Below are 19,225 nucleotides of genomic sequence, written 5' to 3'. Positions count from 1 at the left end.
AAAATATTTATGACCACCAGCACATCTAACACACCAATAAAAGCCATTAACTGGAACCGCATTCAGGATGATAAAGACTTAGAAGTATGGAACCGATTAACCAGTAATTTTTGGCTTCCAGAAAAAGTGCCATTATCTAATGATATTCCTTCTTGGAATACCCTAACTGCTGCAGAAAAACAGCTAACGATACGCGTATTTACTGGCCTCACGCTACTAGATACCATTCAAAATACGGTTGGTGCACCTTGTTTAATGCCAGATGCTCAAACACCTCATGAAGAAGCGGTTTTATCAAATATTAGCTTTATGGAAGCCGTACATGCACGCTCTTATAGCTCAATATTTTCAACACTTTGCTCCACGACTGATGTCGATGATGCATACCGCTGGAGTGAAGAAAACATTGCATTACAAAATAAAGCGAAGATCATCCTATCTTACTATTGTGATTCACACCCTTTAAAGAAAAAGGTCGCTAGCGTCTTTTTAGAATCATTTCTATTTTATTCAGGTTTCTATTTACCAATGTATTGGTCAAGTAGAGGGAAGTTAACTAATACCGCCGACCTTATACGTTTAATTATTCGTGATGAAGCTATACATGGCTATTATATTGGTTATAAATTCCAAAAATCATTAACACAATACGATGAAAATGCTCAAAAAGAAATTAAGGATTTCACATTTTCATTATTATTCGATTTATATGAAAATGAAGTGAAATATACCCAAGAACTTTATGACACAGTTGGTTGGTCAGAAGATGTCAAAAAGTTCCTTCATTACAATGCAAATAAAGCATTAATGAACTTAGGTTATGAAGCCTTATTTCCAGATACTGTCACCGATGTGAGTGCCGCGATATTATCGGCATTATCTCCTGATGCAAATGAAAATCATGATTTCTTTTCAGGCTCAGGTTCATCTTATATTATTGGTAAAGCAGTCAGTACCGAAGATGATGACTGGGACTTTTAACTAAATCGTTAATTTAGTTTATCAATAAAAACAGCTCACAATAAAAATCATACCATGATGAATTATAACAAAATTATTTGTCATGGTATTTTTTGGCTCAATAAACGAACAATTAGGTTCGTTTTTTATATGTATATCTGTTCAATTATTCATTTTTAATGAGTTAATCTGGCCTTATTTCTCAATTCAATCAAGTTTCACTTTATTTTAGATAAATTTAATTAATACATTTACTGTTAATTTCTTTTTTTTCACCCATCAATCCAGCATCTGTTTCACCTAAAAATAGAACAGAGCATGTAATCCCCACATTGATAAATTAAAAGTAAATTATTTTTAAATAAATTCAATCTCACCAGCGAGTTAACACTAACATGAATATTATAGAGGTTATTAGTATATAGCTTAGATATCGATTTTATTTACACTAATAAAATCATTATTCCTCTCTAATTTTTTGATTAATTATACTTAACCTAGGGTTGTCAGCTGATTTTATTATGCTAGGGTTTATTGCTTGCAAATTTTACTAATAACTCAAACGGAGGAATTTAAATTTAATCCATAATTAACTAGCCCATTAAACTAAATATAGGAATCTCTGCCCTAATAATTTTCAAAGGATAATCATAGTTAGGAAGCATAGTTAGGAAACATAGTGTTAACTATCACTATAGAATTCATCACATTCAATATAGGTAATTTATCTTCCATGTTGATTGAAAATTGGGTAAATAATATATGGCAATAAAATTACAAGTTAAAAATTTATATAAAATATTTGGGGATAATCCTGATCAAGCATTTAAGCTATTAGAATCAGGTATGAATAAAGATGATATCTTTGAAAAAACAGGCCTTACCGTAGGTGTTCAAGATGTTAATCTGACGATTGAAGAAGGCGAAATCTTTGTTGTCATGGGACTTTCTGGCTCAGGGAAATCGACCTTGGTGCGCCTCCTCAATCGCCTGATAGAACCAACTAGCGGGCAAGTCATGATAGACGGAGAAGATATTTCCAATATCTCTGACAAAGCACTGCGCGAAGTTAGGCGAACAAAAATTAGTATGGTGTTTCAATCCTTTGCGTTGATGCCACATATGAACGTCATCGATAACACCGCTTTTGGCATGGAACTTTCTGGTATCCCAAAAGAAGAGCGCCATAAGAAAGCCATGAATGCGCTTGAGCAAGTTAACCTTGAAAAATGGGCAAATTCATATCCAGATGAGCTATCTGGCGGGATGCGCCAACGTATCGGGTTAGCCAGAGCACTCGCCAATGACCCAGATATTCTGTTAATGGATGAAGCATTCTCAGCCCTCGACCCACTAATTCGTACAGAAATGCAAGATGAACTGCTCTCCTTGCAAGGGGACAAACAACGCACGATTGTCTTTATTTCCCATGATCTTGATGAAGCCATGAGAATTGGTGACCGCATTGCCATTATGCAAGGAGGCGTTGTCGTTCAAGTCGGCACACCTGATGAGATACTCAATAACCCTGCGAATGACTACGTTAAGACCTTTTTCCGCGGTGTGGATATCAGCCAAGTTTTCAGTGCTAAGGACATCGCACGCAGACGACCAAATGCCCTATTGCACATCGCACCGGGTTTTGGTCCTCGCTCCGCGCTAAAAGTCCTTAACGATGAAGATCGCTATCACGGTTATTTAATTTCTCGAGGACATACTTTTGCCGGTGTGGTTTCTGTTGAATCCTTAGAAAAAGCGCTTCATGAAAAAGCAGGTATTGAAGCCGCAATTTTAACTGATATCGAACCAATTCAAGGTGATACATCCTTAAATGAAGTTATTTCTACAGTAGCACAGGCCCCTTGCGCCGTTCCGGTTATTAACGAAAAAAACCGGTATTTGGGCGTGATTTCAAAAGGAATGCTGTTACAAGCGCTGGATAAGGAGACACCAAATGAGTAAGCAAAATCAAGAAACAACCACTAACCAGCAAGATCCATGGGCTGACACTGAAGTCACTGATACACCAACACAAGGTACTGAAAATATACCAGCTGATGACCCATGGGCAGCGACAAGCTCTAGCGAGACAAATACGTCTGCGGATGATCCTTGGGGCAATGCATCAGACACAACAACACCTGCTGATACCAGTTCGAGTGATTGGCTTGATGCCGCCCCAACAGATAGCATCATACCCGACCAGTTTAATATTATGGATCCCTTCCAGCACACGCTGATCCCCCTTGATTCATGGGTTGCACATGCAATTGACTGGGTTGTCCTCAACTTTCGTCCTGTATTCCAAGGAATACGTGCTCCTATTGATTTCATTTTGAGTGGGTTTGAACAATTTCTTACCTCACTCCCGTCCCCCGTTGCCATTATCATTTTCGCGTTACTCGCTTGGCAATTAGCGGGACGTGCAATGGGTGTGGCCACATTTATTTCGATGATAGCCATCGGAGCAATTGGGGCTTGGTCGGAAGCCATGGTGACACTCTCTCTGGTCCTCACGTCTTTACTATTTTGTATTGTGATAGGACTACCGCTAGGTATTTGGCTAGCGCGTAGTGATAGAGCGGCTAAAGTTATTCGCCCATTACTTGATGCGATGCAAACCACACCCGCATTCGTCTATTTAGTCCCGATTGTTATGTTATTTGGTATCGGTAATGTGCCTGGTGTCGTCGTCACCATAATATTTGCTCTACCGCCAATCATTCGTTTGACCATTTTAGGGATCAAACAAGTCCCAGCTGACTTAATTGAAGCCGCTGAATCATTCGGTGCAAGTCCCCGCCAAATGCTATTTAAAGTGCAATTGCCATTGGCGATGCCAACTATTATGGCCGGGGTAAACCAAACCTTGATGTTAGCGCTGTCGATGGTTGTTATCGCATCAATGATCGCCGTCGGGGGCTTAGGCCAAATGGTCTTACGCGGTATTGGTCGCCTTGATATGGGTCTCGCGTCTGTCGGAGGGGTCGGTATTGTTATTCTAGCTATCATTTTAGACCGTTTTACCCAATCTTTGGGGCAAGATACGCGCGGCAAAACATCATGTCGTTGGTATCAAAAAGGCCCTATTGGGTTAGTTATGCGCCCATTTTGTAAAAAAAACCATTAATCAAAATATCCTCCATTCACCTGAGTGCCATTCACGTGGCACCTAACTTGGCTCTTAACTTTAAAGCCAAGCTCGCTGCGAAAAAACAGAGGGAACAATATAATGAAACATAAAATCATTCTTGCATCTGCACTAACAGCCATATTTACCGTCCCATTAGCAAGTGCGGACGACCTTCCGGGCAAAGGGATAAAAATTAACCCTGTACAAAGTACGATCAGTGAGGAAACGTTCCAAACACTGATTGTGGCGAAAGCCCTTGAAGAGCTCGGCTATGATGTTCAGCCTATCAAAGAGGTCGACTATAACGTGGCTTACGCATCTATTGCGAACGGTGATGCGACTTACTTAGCCACCAGCTGGGTTCCTTTACATAATGCGCAATATGACGCCGCTGGCGGTGATAATGTGTTCTATCGTCAAGGCAACTATGTTGTCAATGCGGCTCAAGGCTACCTTATCGACAAAAAAACGGCTGAGAAATACAACATTACCAATGTTGAACAACTCAAAGACCCTAAAATTGCTAAACTCTTCGATTCAAATGGTAATGGTAAAGCGGATTTAACGGGATGTAACCCAGGTTGGGGCTGTGAAGCTGCTATTAATAACCATTTAAAAGCTTATGACCTAGAAAAAACCGTCGACCATAACCAAGGTAACTACGCCGCGATGATGGCGGATACCATTACCCGATATAAAGAAGGTAAGCCTATTTTATATTATACGTGGACGCCTTACTGGATAAGTGATGTCCTCAAGCCGGGTCGTGACGTGGTCTGGTTAGAAGTGCCATTCTCATCAATGCCAAATGGTGAAAAAACAGATACAGCATTACCTAACGGAAAAAACTATGGTTTCCCACCAAATACCATGCATATTGTCGCCAATAAAAAATGGGCAGCGGATAACCCTGCTGCAGCAAAATTATTTGAAGTAATGAAGCTGCCTATTGCCGATATTAATGCGCAGAATTTAAGAATGCATAATGGTGAAGCATCACAATCAGACATTCAGCGCCACACAAATGCTTGGATCAAAGCTCACCAATCCACTTTTGACGGTTGGGTAAAGGAAGCGCAAGCAGCCGCTAAGTAAGAACAAACAACCCGATTATAACCTTAGCCACCCTAACCGGTGGCTTTTTTGCATCAATGACAAAAAGAAATAAACCAAGGTAATAAATTTTGTTTATAGTAGTCGCCTAGCTAATAATAGGTAATCCTCATGAAACAGACCCAAACTGCAGAGCTAACAACAGGCCTCACTATTTTAATGGCCATTGCCACAGGTCTCGTCGTTGCCAGTAATTACTATGCTCAACCGCTTTTAGACACCATTGCGGGGCAGTTTAATTTAACCACGAATATGGCTGGGTTTATTGTCACCGCGGCCCAACTGGGCTATGCGGCAGGTTTACTTTTTTTAGTCCCGCTGGGAGATTTGTTTGAACGCAAGCGTTTAATTTTAACCATGACCTTTCTTTCGGCATTAGGGTTATTAATTACAGCGCTTTCAAATAATATTTGGCAAATCCTTTTAGGCACTGCCCTGACAGGGCTATTTTCGGTTGTTGCACAAGTCCTGATCCCACTCGCTGCGTCTATTGCTAAACCACATAAACGCGGTAAAGCGGTGGGGATGATCATGAGTGGGCTATTACTGGGAATTCTACTTGCAAGAACGGTTTCAGGCGCTGTTGCTATGGTCGGTGGCTGGCGCGCTATCTATTGGGTGGCTTTTGCATTATTAATGCTGTTAATGATTGTTCTAGCAATTAAACTCCCTCGTTACCATCAAAAAACCAACTTAAACTATTTTCAGCTTATTTGCTCTATTGGCCGACTATTTTTTGGGACCCCAGTGCTTGCGGTACGTGCTTCCCTAGGTGCATTATCATTTGCCAACTTTGGTTTATTATGGACCGCAATGGCTTTTTTGTTAGCCAGCCCGCCATTCAATTACTCCGAAGGGACTATTGGCTTATTTGGCTTAGTCGGTGCCGCAGGCGCACTGATGGCCTCCCAAGCAGGGCATCTTGTCGATAAAGGTAAAGGAAAAATCATCACAACAATCGGATTGGTTTTATTACTATTGTCCTGGATCCCCATCGGTTTAGCTAAATATTCTCTCGTCGCGTTTATCATCGGGGTTTTGGTGCTAGACCTTGCGGTGCAAGCCGTTCATGTCACGAGCCAGAGTACGTTATATCGTATATTACCTGAAGCGCGTAATCGCCTAACGGCCGGCTATATGACGAGTTATTTCATAGGTGGAGCACTCGGTTCCCTGCTTTCAGGTTATGCCTATGAACATGCAGGTTGGGAAGGCGTAGCAGTTGCAGGAGCAATTTTGACGACCCTAAGTTTAATCATTTGGGCTATTGGCATTCGTTTTGATCCCATCATCACCATAACTGATGACTAGTTATTACTCATACTGGCATCAATGCATTTTGAGAGAACGATTTTTGAGGTCTCATAAATAGATAAAAAATCATAATACATTGAAGTTATGTGCCTCAATCTTATCTACCAATATGTTGAAGTAGTAGACCGTTTATCATAGAACCAATAGTTATCAACTGTAATAATAAACAAAGTAAATATTAGTGAATGACACAGTTAAACAAATACAATGACTCTTTAAGAAGGTAGTATAACTGTTAAAATCTCAAATTACTGTTACGTCAAATAATGTTTTAATTATACAAAAATAGGTAGTTATACTTATGATATAAGTGTATCTATCTAAGTTGTAATTATTGGGTAACAAAAAAAATGGTATTGAGTTAATGTCATGTGATTATATATTGTTTCATATGATTGAAATTAGCCTTTAATTAAGTGTTGAATTGGTTATTTCGCAACCAAAAGTGACACTATCAGTATAAAATAGTTAGTACGCTATACTAAAATAGGTAAATTACATTCATAAAATTTATGAATCATGTATCATTATCAAAATAAAATCGGCGATATTAATTAAGTACAATTGCTAATTCTATCTTTTAATATACCATTTAGATGGTTGATGACAGTTGTAATCTTACCAACTGAAACTAATAAGGTATCCCAATAATGGAAAGTTCATTTACACCTACTGAAGAGTTACTCAATACTCGTGTAGAACAGCAAGATTCACGTGAAAGCCCTATTCCGTATCAAGAAATTCTCCTAACACGCCTATGCATGCATGTTCATGGGAAATTACTTGAAGCGCGAAATAATATGTTAAGGTCCCAAGGTATTAATGAAACACTATTTATGTTGCTCATGATCCTTGATACAAAAGACTCCCGCAGTATTCAGCCATCTGAACTCAGTGCTGCCCTTGGTTCCTCACGAACCAATGCGACACGCATTGCAGATGAACTGGAAAAAAATGGTTGGATTGAACGCAAAGAGAGTCACAATGATAGACGTTGCCTTCATCTACACCTCACAGAAAAAGGGACTGAATTTTTAAATGGTCTATTACCACCTCAGCACAGCGCATTAATTGATATTTGGTCTGTTTTAGATATTGATGAAAAACAACAACTTAATACGCTAATGCGTAAATTACTGACAAAACTGGATACTATAAAAGATTGACCATAACTTTTGTAAGGTTAATGTATTTGAGCCATTCTTAAGCTCAACGGTGAAAAAAAACTTTTCAGCCAATAATATATCATTATCCTTTCACCCTTATGCTTTACGATATCCCATCAAACAGCAAAATCATTTGTAGTCTCAGTTTCCAGTGGTTAACACCTAACTACTGGAAACAACCGTGATCCTTATCCATAGAAATGGAGAAATACGAGTATGAGTTCCCCTGAGGAAATGCAACAAACGCAAACTCCCCAACGAAATAAAAAAAGACAACGCAAAAGTGCGCTTATCTTTTTGACACTATTATTTATTATTATAGGCGTTGGCTGGGCGGTCTACTGGTATCTCGTTCTTCGCCACTATGAGTCAACAGACAACGCTTATGTCGCAGGAAATCAAGTACAAATACAATCCCAAGTTTCCGGGAGCGTCATGACGGTCAATGTGGATAATACCGATTTTGTGACAAGTGGCACCGTTTTGGTTGAACTCGACCCACGTGATGCAGAGCTAACTCTAGATAAAGCAAAAACAGAATTAGCAAACAGCGTCCGTCAGACCCGCCAGCACATGGTTAATAGCCGCCAGCTCCAAGCCAATATTCAGGTAAAACGTTCTGAATTAAACCGCTTACAGAATGATTTAAAACGTCGAGAAGTGTTAGGCAGCAGCCATGTTATTGGTAAAGAAGAACTGCAGCACGCTAGAGAAGCCGTTGTCAGTGCTAAAGCGGCATTAGACGTGGCAATAGAACAATATAATGCGAATCAAGCCATCGTTCTAAATACCTCAATTGAAAAACAGCCAGCTGTAGAGCAAGCAGCGACCCAAGTTAGAAATGCTTGGCTGACTTTACAACGAACGAAAATTGTCAGCCCTGTTGATGGCTATGTTTCTCGTCGCAGTGTACAAGTAGGCTCACAAATCACCCCTTCAACACCGTTAATGGCTATTGTCCCTTCCGAGGGGATGTGGATTGATGCGAACTTTAAAGAAACACAACTTGCAGATATGCGTATCGGCCAGCCAGCGAAGGTCACGACTGACTTTTACGGTAAAGATATCGTATTCAGCGGCACTGTTGTGGGACTTGATATGGGAACAGGTAGCGCATTCTCTTTATTACCTGCACAAAATGCCAGTGGTAACTGGATCAAAGTAGTCCAGCGCCTTCCTGTGCGCATTTCCTTAGATAAAACTCAGCTTGAAGAGCATCCACTACGTATCGGTTTATCCACCGAAGTAACAGTTGATACGTTAGATAAAAACGGCAAAGTGCTTTCTAAAGGGATGCGTGATACACCAGCTTACCATACCGCTGCATTAGCTGTGGATATGTCTCCTGCAGACAAAATAGTTACTGAGATAATTAATAATAACCTAGGAAATCAATAGGTGGAGGTGCAATCGTGACGACAGCACCTTTAACGGGATCAAAACTCGCCTGGATGACGATTGCCCTTTCGTTGGCAACATTTATGCAAGTTCTTGATTCCACAATTGCTAACGTAGCTATTCCGACCATTGCTGGAAACTTAGGGGCATCCAACTCACAAGGGACATGGGTAATAACCTCTTTCGGTGTTGCCAATGCCATCTCCATCCCTGTCACTGGTTGGCTAGCGCGTAGGATTGGTGAAGTCAGGCTATTTTTATGGTCTACAGGCTTATTCGCTTTAACTTCATGGCTGTGCGGTATTTCTGGCAGCTTAGAAATGCTGATCTTATTCCGTGTTTTACAAGGTTTAGTTGCAGGGCCGCTCATTCCTTTGTCTCAAAGCTTGCTGCTTAATAATTATCCTCCCGCCAAACGCAACATGGCCCTCGCCCTTTGGTCAATGACTATCGTTATTGCTCCTATTTGCGGACCGATTCTTGGTGGTTATATTAGTGATAACTACCATTGGGGCTGGATATTCTTTATCAATGTGCCATTTAGTATTGCGATTATTTTTGCCATCATGCGTACCTTAAAAGGCCGTGAAACTAAAATATCCATTCAGCGTATTGATACTATTGGTTTGGTACTATTGGTTGTCGGTATTGGTGCTTTACAAATCATGCTTGACCAAGGCAAAGAGTTGGATTGGTTTAACTCGACTGAAATTATCGTCCTAACCGTTATTGCCGTTGTCGCAATTGCCTTTTTAATTGTTTGGGAGCTCACCGACGACCATCCTGTCATCGACTTGTCCCTGTTTAAAGAACGCAACTTTACGATTGGCTGTTTGTCCTTAAGTCTCGCTTACATGCTCTATTTTGGGTCGATTGTACTACTGCCGCAATTGCTGCAAGAGGTTTATGGCTATACGGCGACCTGGGCTGGGCTAGCCTCTGCTCCTGTAGGGTTATTACCGCTACTGATTACGCCAATTATAGGGCGCTTTGGTAACCGAATTGATATGCGTTACTTAGTTACATTCAGCTTTATTATCTATGCCGTTTGTTACTATTGGCGTGCTTATACTTTCGAACCTGGAATGAGTTTTGCCGAAGCCGCATGGCCGCAATTTGTGCAGGGCTTAGCTATCGCTTGTTTCTTTATGCCTTTGACAACCATTACATTATCTGGCCTACCACCAGAAAAAATGGCCTCTGCATCTAGTTTGTCCAACTTTACTCGAACCTTAGCTGGAGCAATTGGGACATCGATTACCACAACTATGTGGACCCAAAGAGAGTCAATGCACCATGAAAACCTTGCTGAGTTTGTTAACCCATACAACCCAAATGCCCAACAGATGTACAGTGAGCTGGCGAAAATTGGCATGAATGAGCAGCAAAGTGCAGCCTACCTTGCTAAAACCATTACTGACCAAGGGCTGATTATGTCAGCCAATGAGATATTTTGGCTCTCAGCTGGAATTTTTATCCTACTGATGGTGATTGTCTGGTTCGCTAAGCCACCATTTGGGGCGGGGTCAAAAGACGGTGGCGCTCATTAATGAGCCCATCCCACTAAGTCGTCTTGATGACAGATATCAAAAAGCCATACATAGCAGGAAACACATCCTTTTATGTATGGCTTTAGATATCTTATAACGGAAAAGTATTATTTAACTTGGTTTTGTTGCCACCACTGCGCCAACATAATTCCCGTTGCAACAGACACGTTCAAGCTTTCCACTTTACCTGTTCCACCGATATACAGGCTCATATCACCTTGGTCCCACGTGCTATCACTTAAACCATCACTTTCTTGGCCTAAAACTAATACCATTTTGGCAGGTAACTTCGCTTTTGCGAGATCTTGGCTGCCTTTATGGCTGGAAGTCGTCACAATGGTATAACCCGCTTTGCGGAATTTATCCAAAGTATCCGTTAACCCATCGGCATCAATCGCTTTAATGTGCTCAGCACCACCTTCTGCGGTACGAATTGCCGCACCAGACTCCAGCATGCCAGCATCCTGCAAAATCACACCTTTGATACCAAAGTGCGCACAACTACGCATAATACCGCCCAGATTATGTGGATTTCCCACATCTTCCAGAGCTAAGACGCAGTCATTACCTGTCGCTTGCTGCAAGTAAGCATCTGCACTCATACCACCGCGTTTTTTGATGATAAAACAGACGCCACCATGATGTTCAGTTCCCGATGCTTTCGATAACTCTTCGTCATCGACAACATGGTAAGCCTTGCGATTTGCAGCCATCCATTTTAGCGCATCACGAAAACGCGGCGTGACAGATTGCAAGAACCACGCGCGAACAATCGCATCAGGGCGGTTTTTAAACATGGCTTGGCATGCATTCTCACCATAGATACGGGTTTCTTCTTGGCGCTGCTTACGCAACTGTTCCGGGTCAATTTGACTCTTACCAACAATTCCGCCATGGTCATTCGCTAACTCTTCGCTATCTGGCTTAGAAACAGTGCGCCAAGGTGAACGCTCACGAGGTGCATCATTACGGTTATCGGAGCGACGACCTTCACGACCGCCTTCAGGGCGACTTGAGCGACCACCACGATCTTGGCGAGCACCATCTCGTCTATCGCCACCACGTTTGTCATTACCACGCCTATCGTCACGGCCACCGCCTCGGCGTTTATCATTACCTGTATTGTTGTCCTGCTCTTCACTGCGGACATACATCACTTTTACTTTGCCGTTTTTACCACTAAAATCATTCGAGTCGTTCATCACTATCCCCTACTAAGCTATGGCGCGAAGATTACATGATGTTGCATGGCTACGCTACCGATTCACTCTATTATCTCATCTAAAAGTTATTGAATATACTTCTATCGTATAGAAATCGTTTTGCGTACAATATGCGCCTTCATTTTAGGCCTAAAAATATAACTCAACATGACTCCGAATGCCGTTTATCACCTGCGTCAACAGCGCCTCGCATTATCGACTAAACCGTTTAAAGCGCGGGGCTGCCGAGTAAAACGTTGCCAATATTGCTTGTTACCTATTCCACAGTGCCTGTGCCAAGACACCGTATCGTCACAAGCAAAAAGCCAATTCTGCTTAATTATGTTTGATGGCGAAGTATTCAAGCCAAGTAATACGGGAAAATTGATTGCGGATGTTTTATCCGACACTTTGGCCTTTCAATGGTCAAGAACAGAGCCTGATGCGCAACTACTGGCGGCATTGCAAGACACTACAAGGCAACCTTACCTTATTTTTCCAGAAAGCTACGCTCAAAATGAACGTGTCGTGGTCAATGAACCTACTTTGTCGGATAAACCCGCTTTATTTATTTTACTCGATGGGACCTGGCCAGAAGCACGTAAAATGTTTCGTAAAAGTCCTTATCTTAATGATATTCCAATGCTTTCAATTAATACCAAAGCAAGAACGGATTATTTACTACGTACGCCATCAAGGGAAGAACAACATTGTACCGCTGAGGTAGCTGCTACCGTTTTAGAACTAGCGGGAGATTTAAACGCGTCAAAACAACTATTTAGCCACTTCAATCTTTTCCGCCAAAAATATCTTGAAGGAAAACCACATCACCCTATTGCACAGAAGCTACTTACCGAATCCCACCTCTAACTATTTATTGGTACTGTTTTCCGCTTTCTTTTCGAGCCCAGTACCATTAAATGACAACTTTTAGATCGTCGTGCTAATAAAACGTGAACGTGCTTGTATAAATTAATTAAACTCACTAGATAAACTAGCGCAATCGCAAAGATAAGGCATAGTATTCATAAGTATTACTCAGCCAATTTTTATCTATTGGACGCCTATCTCGTTCAGCAAAGCAAAGGGTTATCAACCATGGGTTTAGTCAGTCAGTTAGAATCTTTATTCAGACCAAAGTCTATCGTTGTCATTGGAGCATCTGAAAATCCGGGCCGTGCAGGTTCGGTTATGATGAAAAACCTGCTTACCAGTGGCTTTAAAGGCCCTATTCTGCCTGTTAACCCAAACCGAGACTCTGTCCTTGGCGTGCTTGCCTATCCGTCTATAGATAAATTACCGCTCAAACCTGACCTTGCCGTTATCTGCACTCATTACTCACGTAATATCACCTGTTTACAGCAATTAGGGGAAGCAGGCTGTAAGGTGGTAATTATTTTATCGTCCCCTTCAATTCAGTTTAATGAATTAAAAAAAGTCGCACAGCAATATCAAATTCGCTTATTAGGCCCGAATAGCCTAGGTTTTTTAGCCCCTTGGCAGGGCCTGAATGCGAGTTTTTCACCAATTCCAATCTTAAAAGGAAAGCTCGCTTTTATCTCTCAATCTGCTGCGGTATCAAATACCGTTCTGGATTGGGCAAGGCACCGAGACATCGGCTTTTCTTATTTTATTGCCTTGGGTGATAGCATCGATATTGATATTGACGATTTACTCGATTATTTAGCGCGTGACAGCAAAACCAGTGCCATTTTGTTGTACCTCGAAAGCATTAGTGATGCACGACGCTTCTTATCGTCATCTCGCAGCGCCTCACGCAATAAACCTATATTGGTGATAAAAAGCGGTCGAACCCGTAAAGCACAAGAGCTTCTGGGCGATAAACCGAGCCTAGATGCCGCTTATGACGCCGCTATCCAGCGTGCAGGGCTACTTCGCGTGCAGGATACTCACGAAATGTTTTCTGCGGTTGAAACATTAAGCTATATGACGCCATTACGTGGTGAGCGTCTTTCAATCATGAGCAATGGCTCTGCCCCTGCCGCGATGGCGCTAGACGAACTTCTCTTGCGTAGTGGCAAACTTGCAACGTTAAGTATTGAAACAGAAAATGAATTAAGTTCACTGCTACCACTTGATTTATCGACGAAAAACCCGATTGACCTAGGGGATGACTCCACCGTTGAGCGCTATATCAATGTATTGAACAAAATGCTCGACAGCCACGACCATGACGCTTTATTGCTTATCCACACACCCAGTGCGATAACTGAAAGCAAAACCATGGCAGAAAAAATCATTAAAACCATAAAGCAACATCCACGCGGAAAATGGCTAACTATCTTAACCAACTGGTGTGGAGAATATTCATCTCAAGAATCTCGTCGCCTATTTAGTGAAGCGGGGATCCCAACCTACCGTACTCCAGAAGGGGCAATAACCGCTTACATGCATATGGTGGAATATCGCCGTAACCAAAAACAATTAAAAGAAACGCCAGCCCTTCCAGTAGGTATCACCGCTAATACACAACAGGCTCATGAATATATTCAGCAAGCATTGGAAAATAATAAGTTGCACCTGGATACGCATGAAGTTCAACCTATTTTAAAAGCCTACGGGTTAAATAGTTTACCCACATGGATAGCGCACTCTAGCAATGAAGCCATTGAAATTGCAGAAAAAATTGGTTACCCAGTTGCTTTAAAACTGCGTTCTCCTGATATTGTACACAAGTCAGAAGTACAAGGGGTCATGCTCTATTTGCGCAATGCTAAAGAAGTAGAAGATGCCGCCAAAGCGATTATGGAGCGTGTTTCAACAAATTTCCCTAATGCACGAATTGAAGGGCTATTAGTCCAAAGTATGGCTAATCGAGCAGGTGCCCAAGAACTTAGAATTGCTGTTGAGCTAGACCCTGTTTTTGGTCCTCTCATCATGCTAGGAGAAGGTGGTATTGAGTGGCAACAAGAGAGCCAAGCTGCCGTCGCTCTTCCACCACTGAATATGGCTTTAGCTCGCTACCTCGTTATTAATGCTATCAAAAGTTATAAAATCAAATCTCGAAGCGCTTTAGAACCCTTAAATATTATAGGGCTATCAGCTTTATTAGTGCGAGTTTCAAATTTAATTATAGATTGCCCAAATATTACAAGGTTAGACATCCACCCATTGCTCGCTTCAGGAGATGAATTTACTTTACTTGATGTCTCAATGACATTAAGCCCAACAGATGATGCGACCACATCAAGGCTAGCGATCCGCCCTTACCCTAGTGAACTAGAAGAAACAATCCATTTAAAAGAAGATCTTACGTGCTTGCTACGTCCGATCCTTCCTGAAGATGAACCGTTGCTAAAATCCTTTATAGAACAAGTGACAAAAGAGGATCTTTATTATCGCTATTTTAGCGAGATCAGCGAATTCACCCACGATGACCTCGCCAATATGACACAAATTGATTATGACCGAGAAATGGCTTTCGTTGCGGTAAAAAACCCAAATACTACGCCTGAAATTATTGGCGTCACGCGAGCAATGGCTGATCCTGATAACCAAGAAGCCGAATTTGCAGTACTGGTTCGCTCCGATATGAAGGGGCAAACGCTCGGTTATCAACTCATGCAAAAGCTACTTAACTATACTCGGAGCCACGGCATTAAAAAACTAACAGCAATAACCATGCCTGAAAACCGTAATATGATAAGCCTAGCGAAAAAACTGGGCTTTGAGATTGACGTTCAATTTGAAGACGGAGTCGTTAATCTGACACTTCACTTATAGAAATATCTAAGGACACGGCTTAACTTGTATAGTAATTAAACAAGTCGTCAATTTATACTAAATGGTTTAGCTAAATATGCTATCATCCATAGATCATTCGCTTAAAAATGTGCGCAAAGCGAGTTGCTATTAGACTAATAAGAGAAAATTTACACTGTGATGTTGTCAAAATTAAAACAAGCAAAACATCAACAATATTTGTTAAGTTTACCAAAACTCTCTCAAGAAGTTGCTGATGTAAAAACGCTATATAAGACAGAAGATTTTCGTGATGAACTGCTTAAGCAAATCTCTCAAGCTCAAAATACTATCTACATAACGGCTTTGTATTTAGAGAAAGACGATGCAGGCAAAGACGTACTTCATGCTCTATATGCTGCAAAACAAGCTAATACATCATTGGATATCAAAATTCTCGTAGACTGGCACCGTGCTCAACGAGGGCGTATAGGAGTTGCTGCAAATGCAACTAATGCCGATTGGTATTATGATGTTGCTCAGCATTACCCTGATATCGAAATTCCTATCTATGGTATTCCTGTCAATACACGGGAAGCCCTTGGTGTACTACACCTCAAAGGCTTTTTATTTGATGATACCTTGCTATATAGCGGAGCGAGTATTAATGACGTGTATTTACAACGTCATGATAGATACCGTTATGATAGATACCACCTGATTAAAAATGGGCAACTCACTGCATCAATGAAAAAATTTATTGATGCATCATTATTGCCTGCCGAAGCGGTTCATTTGCTCAATACTGAAACTCGTCCTAAAACAGCAGAGTTTAAGCATTTAATCAAACAATTTCGCTTAAGCTTAAGGGGCGCTTCTTACCAATTTACAGGAAATGCGTCAAATGATGCATTATCGGTTACCCCTTTTGTCGGGCTTGGTAAGAAAAATGATTTAAACCGAGTCATCACCCACTTAATGGGGTCGACCAGTAATAAATTAACTATCTGTACACCTTATTTTAATCTGCCCGCAGTTTTAGTCCGAATCATCAACAGGTTACTGCGTGATGGTAAAGAGGTCGAAATTATCATTGGTGACAAAACCGCCAATGATTTTTATATCCCCCCCGAAGAACCATTTAAAATTATAGGTGCATTGCCCTATCTTTACGAAATCAATCTGCGTCGCTTTGTCAGCCGCTTACAACGCTTTATTGACAGCCAACAATTAACAGTTAGGCTCTGGAAAGATGGCGATAATACCTATCACTTAAAAGGTATGTGGGTTGATAATCAGTGGCAGTTGATCACCGGTAATAACTTAAACCCTCGCGCATGGGGCTTAGATCTTGAAAATGCAGTATTAATTCACGATCCAAAACAACAATTGCAAGAGCAACGTAGCCACGAACTAGCGTGTATCCGAACGCATACAAAAGTTGTTAGCCATTATCGTGAACTAGACAGCATTCAAACCTATCCAGTTAAAGTGAAGAAATTAATCCGAAGACTACGTCGAATACGAGTCGACCGCTTAATTAGCCGCATTCTTTAGATTTTAAACAACAAGCGTCACACCAGTGGCGCTTTTATTTTGCTACTTTAATTTTCTAGGTATCCCAGCAAATATGTTCAAGTCACTAATCATTAGCTTATTTATGCTCGTTTTGACAGGATGTCAGGGTTTCCATTGGGCTAATGATAATTGGCAAGGCAAAGATAAAGCTCAGCATTTTGCATTTTCAGCGGCTATGGCTGCAGCTGGCAATGCTTATGCAGATAAACAAAACATACAACACCGTGATGCGGCCATATTCGGTATTCTGTTTTCAGTATCTCTTGGCGCAGCAAAAGAGCTTTATGATAGCAGGCCTGCGGGCACCGGTTGGAGTTGGCATGATTTTGTCTATGATGTAGCAGGGTCAATAGCGGGTTACAGTTTATATCAGTCCTTAAAATGACCCGCCTTCTTTTCCCTATCTTTTAAATTCCTATTTTCAATATTTCGCTCACCATCGAAGTATCTATAAATTAAATCCTTATAGTTGAGCTTTATACACTAAGGAGTATTTTATGATTGCCGTCATTTTTGAAGCCACCCCAATACCTGCGCAAAAAGACCGTTATTTCGAATTGGCAGCCAAACTTAAATCTGAACTTATGAATATTGAAGGGTTCATTGCTGTCGAGCGTTTTCAATCTGTCACAACGGAAGGAAAAATCCTCTCACTTTCATGGTGGGAAACAGAGGAAGCTATAAAAAAATGGAAAAACCATTTCATGCATATCAATGCGCAAGTTGAAGGGCAACAAGCCATTTTTTCCCATTATCGAATTCGAATTGCTCATACACTAAAGGATTACTCATTCAATAAAGAGGATAGCTCTGATGTATGACATTCATGTTATTCTTGAAAATCAAGTAGGTGCTCTAGCTCTGTTAGCAACAACATTAGGGAAACATGGTGTTGGTCTTGAAGGCGGTGGCGTTTTTTCTATCGGAGGAAAAAGCCACGCTCACTTTCTTGTTACCCAGCCAGAAAAAGCGCGTAGTGCCTTAGCAACTGTGGGTTTACAGATTGAAAGTACTATACAACCGGTTATCCGCAAATTGAAACAAGAGCGTCCAGGTGAACTCGGCGAAATTGTTTCTCAACTCGCACTTCACCAAATTAATATCTTAGTTCAATATAGCGACCATAATAATAGGCTAATATTAATAACAGACAATGATATGTTAGCCGCTGAAGTGACGAAACAATGGGAAAGCCAACCATGATACCCAGCAAAAATAGCATTCTCATTGAAGAAAAAGAACCATTAGAACAATCCATCGCAAAAGTTGCTTCTGCAATTGCTGATCCTTCAAGGGTCAGCATTTTGTGTGCATTAATGGATGGCAGAGCATGGACAGCAACAGAATTAAGCGCAGTTGCAGACATAGCGCCATCAACAACAAGTGCACATCTAGCTAAGCTTTTAAATAGCCACTTAATTAGTTGTCTATCTCAAGGAAGGCACCGCTATTATCGACTTGCAGGCTCAGACATTGCCGAATTATTAGAAACATTAATGGGGGTATCTATGAAATTGGAGTATACCCTCCCAATAACAACGCCTATACATCTACGAAAAGCACGCACCTGCTATGACCACTTGGCAGGAGAAATTGCTGTTAAAATATATGAATTTATGGATAAAAATGGCTGGTTTATGGCTAAAGAGAATAAATTATCCATGATTGGTGCCGAGCAATTCAAAAAATTGGGGATAGATATTGTTCCTCATACAAAACGGAAAATAGCATGTGCTTGTTTAGATTGGAGTGAAAGACGTATGCACTTAGGAGGGCTCGCAGGATCATTACTGCTACAATTCTTTGAAGAAAACAAATGGATAGATAAAACAAAAGGCTATAGAGACGTTACTTTTACTTCCAATGGCAAGAAAGCCTTAAAGCGTATATTTGATATTAATATAGCTTAAATTCTCCCCCCAAATAGTGAACAGTTACTTTCTATCCTAAAACGATTTAATAATATACTTGTAGAACCAATTAAAGCAGACGTAAGACTGTGTTTTCCTCAAATAACGCTTCAAGCCACCTATTATGGCTCATTATCTATAAAACCCAATAATATTAATGATATAAAAAAGCCCCGTGATTTTCATCACGGGGCTTTGA

Annotated in this window: 16 protein-coding genes; 15 read left to right on the top strand and 1 reads right to left on the bottom strand. The window is 41.0% G+C overall.

The annotated features are described in order from the left end of the window. The first annotated feature begins 9 nt into the window (after nt 1–9). The 8 genes from nrdF to emrB all read left to right on the top strand — a co-directional run bounded on the left by nrdF (nt 10) and on the right by emrB (nt 10,634). Nucleotides 10–981, top strand: a complete 972-nt coding sequence (gene nrdF, locus PR809_RS17900; protein WP_102138284.1) for a class 1b ribonucleoside-diphosphate reductase subunit beta — start codon at nt 10–12, stop codon at nt 979–981. Nucleotides 982–1,722: 741 nt separating this feature from the next. Next, a complete protein-coding gene (gene proV / locus PR809_RS17895) occupies nt 1,723–2,922 on the top strand; it encodes a glycine betaine/L-proline ABC transporter ATP-binding protein ProV (RefSeq protein WP_004257111.1) in 1,200 nt (399 codons plus the stop codon). Further along, entirely contained in the window at nt 2,915–4,090 is a 1,176-nt protein-coding gene (gene proW, locus PR809_RS17890) for a glycine betaine/L-proline ABC transporter permease ProW (RefSeq protein ID WP_241098782.1), read from the top strand. The genes proV and proW overlap by 8 nt, the downstream gene beginning before the upstream one ends. A 102-nt stretch (nt 4,091–4,192) precedes the next feature. Continuing rightward, nucleotides 4,193–5,188, top strand: coding sequence for a glycine betaine/L-proline ABC transporter substrate-binding protein ProX (gene proX, locus PR809_RS17885; protein WP_102138282.1), 996 nt, complete (start codon nt 4,193–4,195; stop codon nt 5,186–5,188). Nucleotides 5,189–5,317: 129 nt separating this feature from the next. Next, nucleotides 5,318–6,517 carry an MFS transporter gene (locus tag PR809_RS17880; RefSeq protein WP_195698316.1) on the top strand — a complete coding sequence of 400 codons (1,200 nt, stop codon included), beginning with the start codon at nt 5,318–5,320 and terminating at the stop codon, nt 6,515–6,517. 653 nt (nt 6,518–7,170) lie between these two features. After that, nucleotides 7,171–7,686 carry a transcriptional repressor MprA gene (mprA, locus tag PR809_RS17875; protein ID WP_272524596.1) on the top strand — a complete coding sequence of 172 codons (516 nt, stop codon included), beginning with the start codon at nt 7,171–7,173 and terminating at the stop codon, nt 7,684–7,686. Nucleotides 7,687–7,902: 216 nt separating this feature from the next. After that, on the top strand, nt 7,903–9,084 hold the full coding sequence (gene emrA / locus PR809_RS17870; RefSeq protein WP_102138279.1) for a multidrug efflux MFS transporter periplasmic adaptor subunit EmrA: 1,182 nt from the start codon (nt 7,903–7,905) through the stop codon (nt 9,082–9,084). A gap of 14 nt (nt 9,085–9,098) precedes the next feature. After that, nucleotides 9,099–10,634 carry a multidrug efflux MFS transporter permease subunit EmrB gene (gene emrB / locus PR809_RS17865; protein WP_272524595.1) on the top strand — a complete coding sequence of 512 codons (1,536 nt, stop codon included), beginning with the start codon at nt 9,099–9,101 and terminating at the stop codon, nt 10,632–10,634. 107 nt (nt 10,635–10,741) lie between these two features. Here emrB and PR809_RS17860 read toward each other — a convergent pair whose 3' ends face one another. Further along, the gene (locus PR809_RS17860; RefSeq protein WP_102138277.1) at nt 10,742–11,836 is read right to left on the bottom strand and encodes a tRNA/rRNA methyltransferase; all 1,095 of its coding nucleotides are present in this window, start codon (nt 11,834–11,836) and stop codon (nt 10,742–10,744) included. Between the two features lie 168 nt (nt 11,837–12,004). On the opposite strand from PR809_RS17860, the gene PR809_RS17855 reads away from it, so the two are divergent. The 7 genes from PR809_RS17855 (at nt 12,005) to PR809_RS17825 (ending at nt 19,026) form a co-directional block, all read left to right on the top strand. Then, nucleotides 12,005–12,706 carry a tRNA-uridine aminocarboxypropyltransferase gene (locus tag PR809_RS17855; RefSeq protein ID WP_206276880.1) on the top strand — a complete coding sequence of 234 codons (702 nt, stop codon included), beginning with the start codon at nt 12,005–12,007 and terminating at the stop codon, nt 12,704–12,706. A gap of 228 nt (nt 12,707–12,934) precedes the next feature. Beyond that, a complete protein-coding gene (locus PR809_RS17850) occupies nt 12,935–15,580 on the top strand; it encodes a bifunctional acetate--CoA ligase family protein/GNAT family N-acetyltransferase (RefSeq protein ID WP_206276881.1) in 2,646 nt (881 codons plus the stop codon). Between the two features lie 159 nt (nt 15,581–15,739). Then, the gene (gene pssA, locus PR809_RS17845; RefSeq protein WP_102138274.1) at nt 15,740–17,095 is read left to right on the top strand and encodes a CDP-diacylglycerol--serine O-phosphatidyltransferase; all 1,356 of its coding nucleotides are present in this window, start codon (nt 15,740–15,742) and stop codon (nt 17,093–17,095) included. 73 nt (nt 17,096–17,168) lie between these two features. After that, the gene (locus PR809_RS17840) at nt 17,169–17,501 is read left to right on the top strand and encodes a YfiM family lipoprotein (protein ID WP_195698313.1); all 333 of its coding nucleotides are present in this window, start codon (nt 17,169–17,171) and stop codon (nt 17,499–17,501) included. Nucleotides 17,502–17,613: 112 nt separating this feature from the next. Beyond that, nucleotides 17,614–17,937 (top strand): antibiotic biosynthesis monooxygenase family protein, encoded by a 324-nt coding sequence (locus PR809_RS17835; RefSeq protein WP_166266245.1) that lies wholly within the window; start codon nt 17,614–17,616, stop codon nt 17,935–17,937. After that, nucleotides 17,930–18,319: an amino acid-binding protein gene (locus PR809_RS17830; RefSeq protein ID WP_102138271.1), complete on the top strand. Its 390-nt coding sequence runs from the start codon at nt 17,930–17,932 to the stop codon at nt 18,317–18,319. The genes PR809_RS17835 and PR809_RS17830 overlap by 8 nt, the downstream gene beginning before the upstream one ends. Further along, entirely contained in the window at nt 18,301–19,026 is a 726-nt protein-coding gene (locus PR809_RS17825; protein WP_229597548.1) for an ArsR/SmtB family transcription factor, read from the top strand. Before PR809_RS17830 ends, PR809_RS17825 begins: the two co-directional genes overlap by 19 nt. The last annotated feature ends 199 nt before the right edge of the window (nt 19,027–19,225 follow it).

The organism is Providencia sp. PROV201, from assembly GCF_028479545.1.
GTDB classification, from domain to species: Bacteria; Pseudomonadota; Gammaproteobacteria; order Enterobacterales; family Enterobacteriaceae; genus Providencia; species Providencia huaxiensis.
The sequence above is the reverse complement of the archived record's forward strand: the minus strand, read 5'-3'. Positions and strand labels throughout refer to the sequence as shown.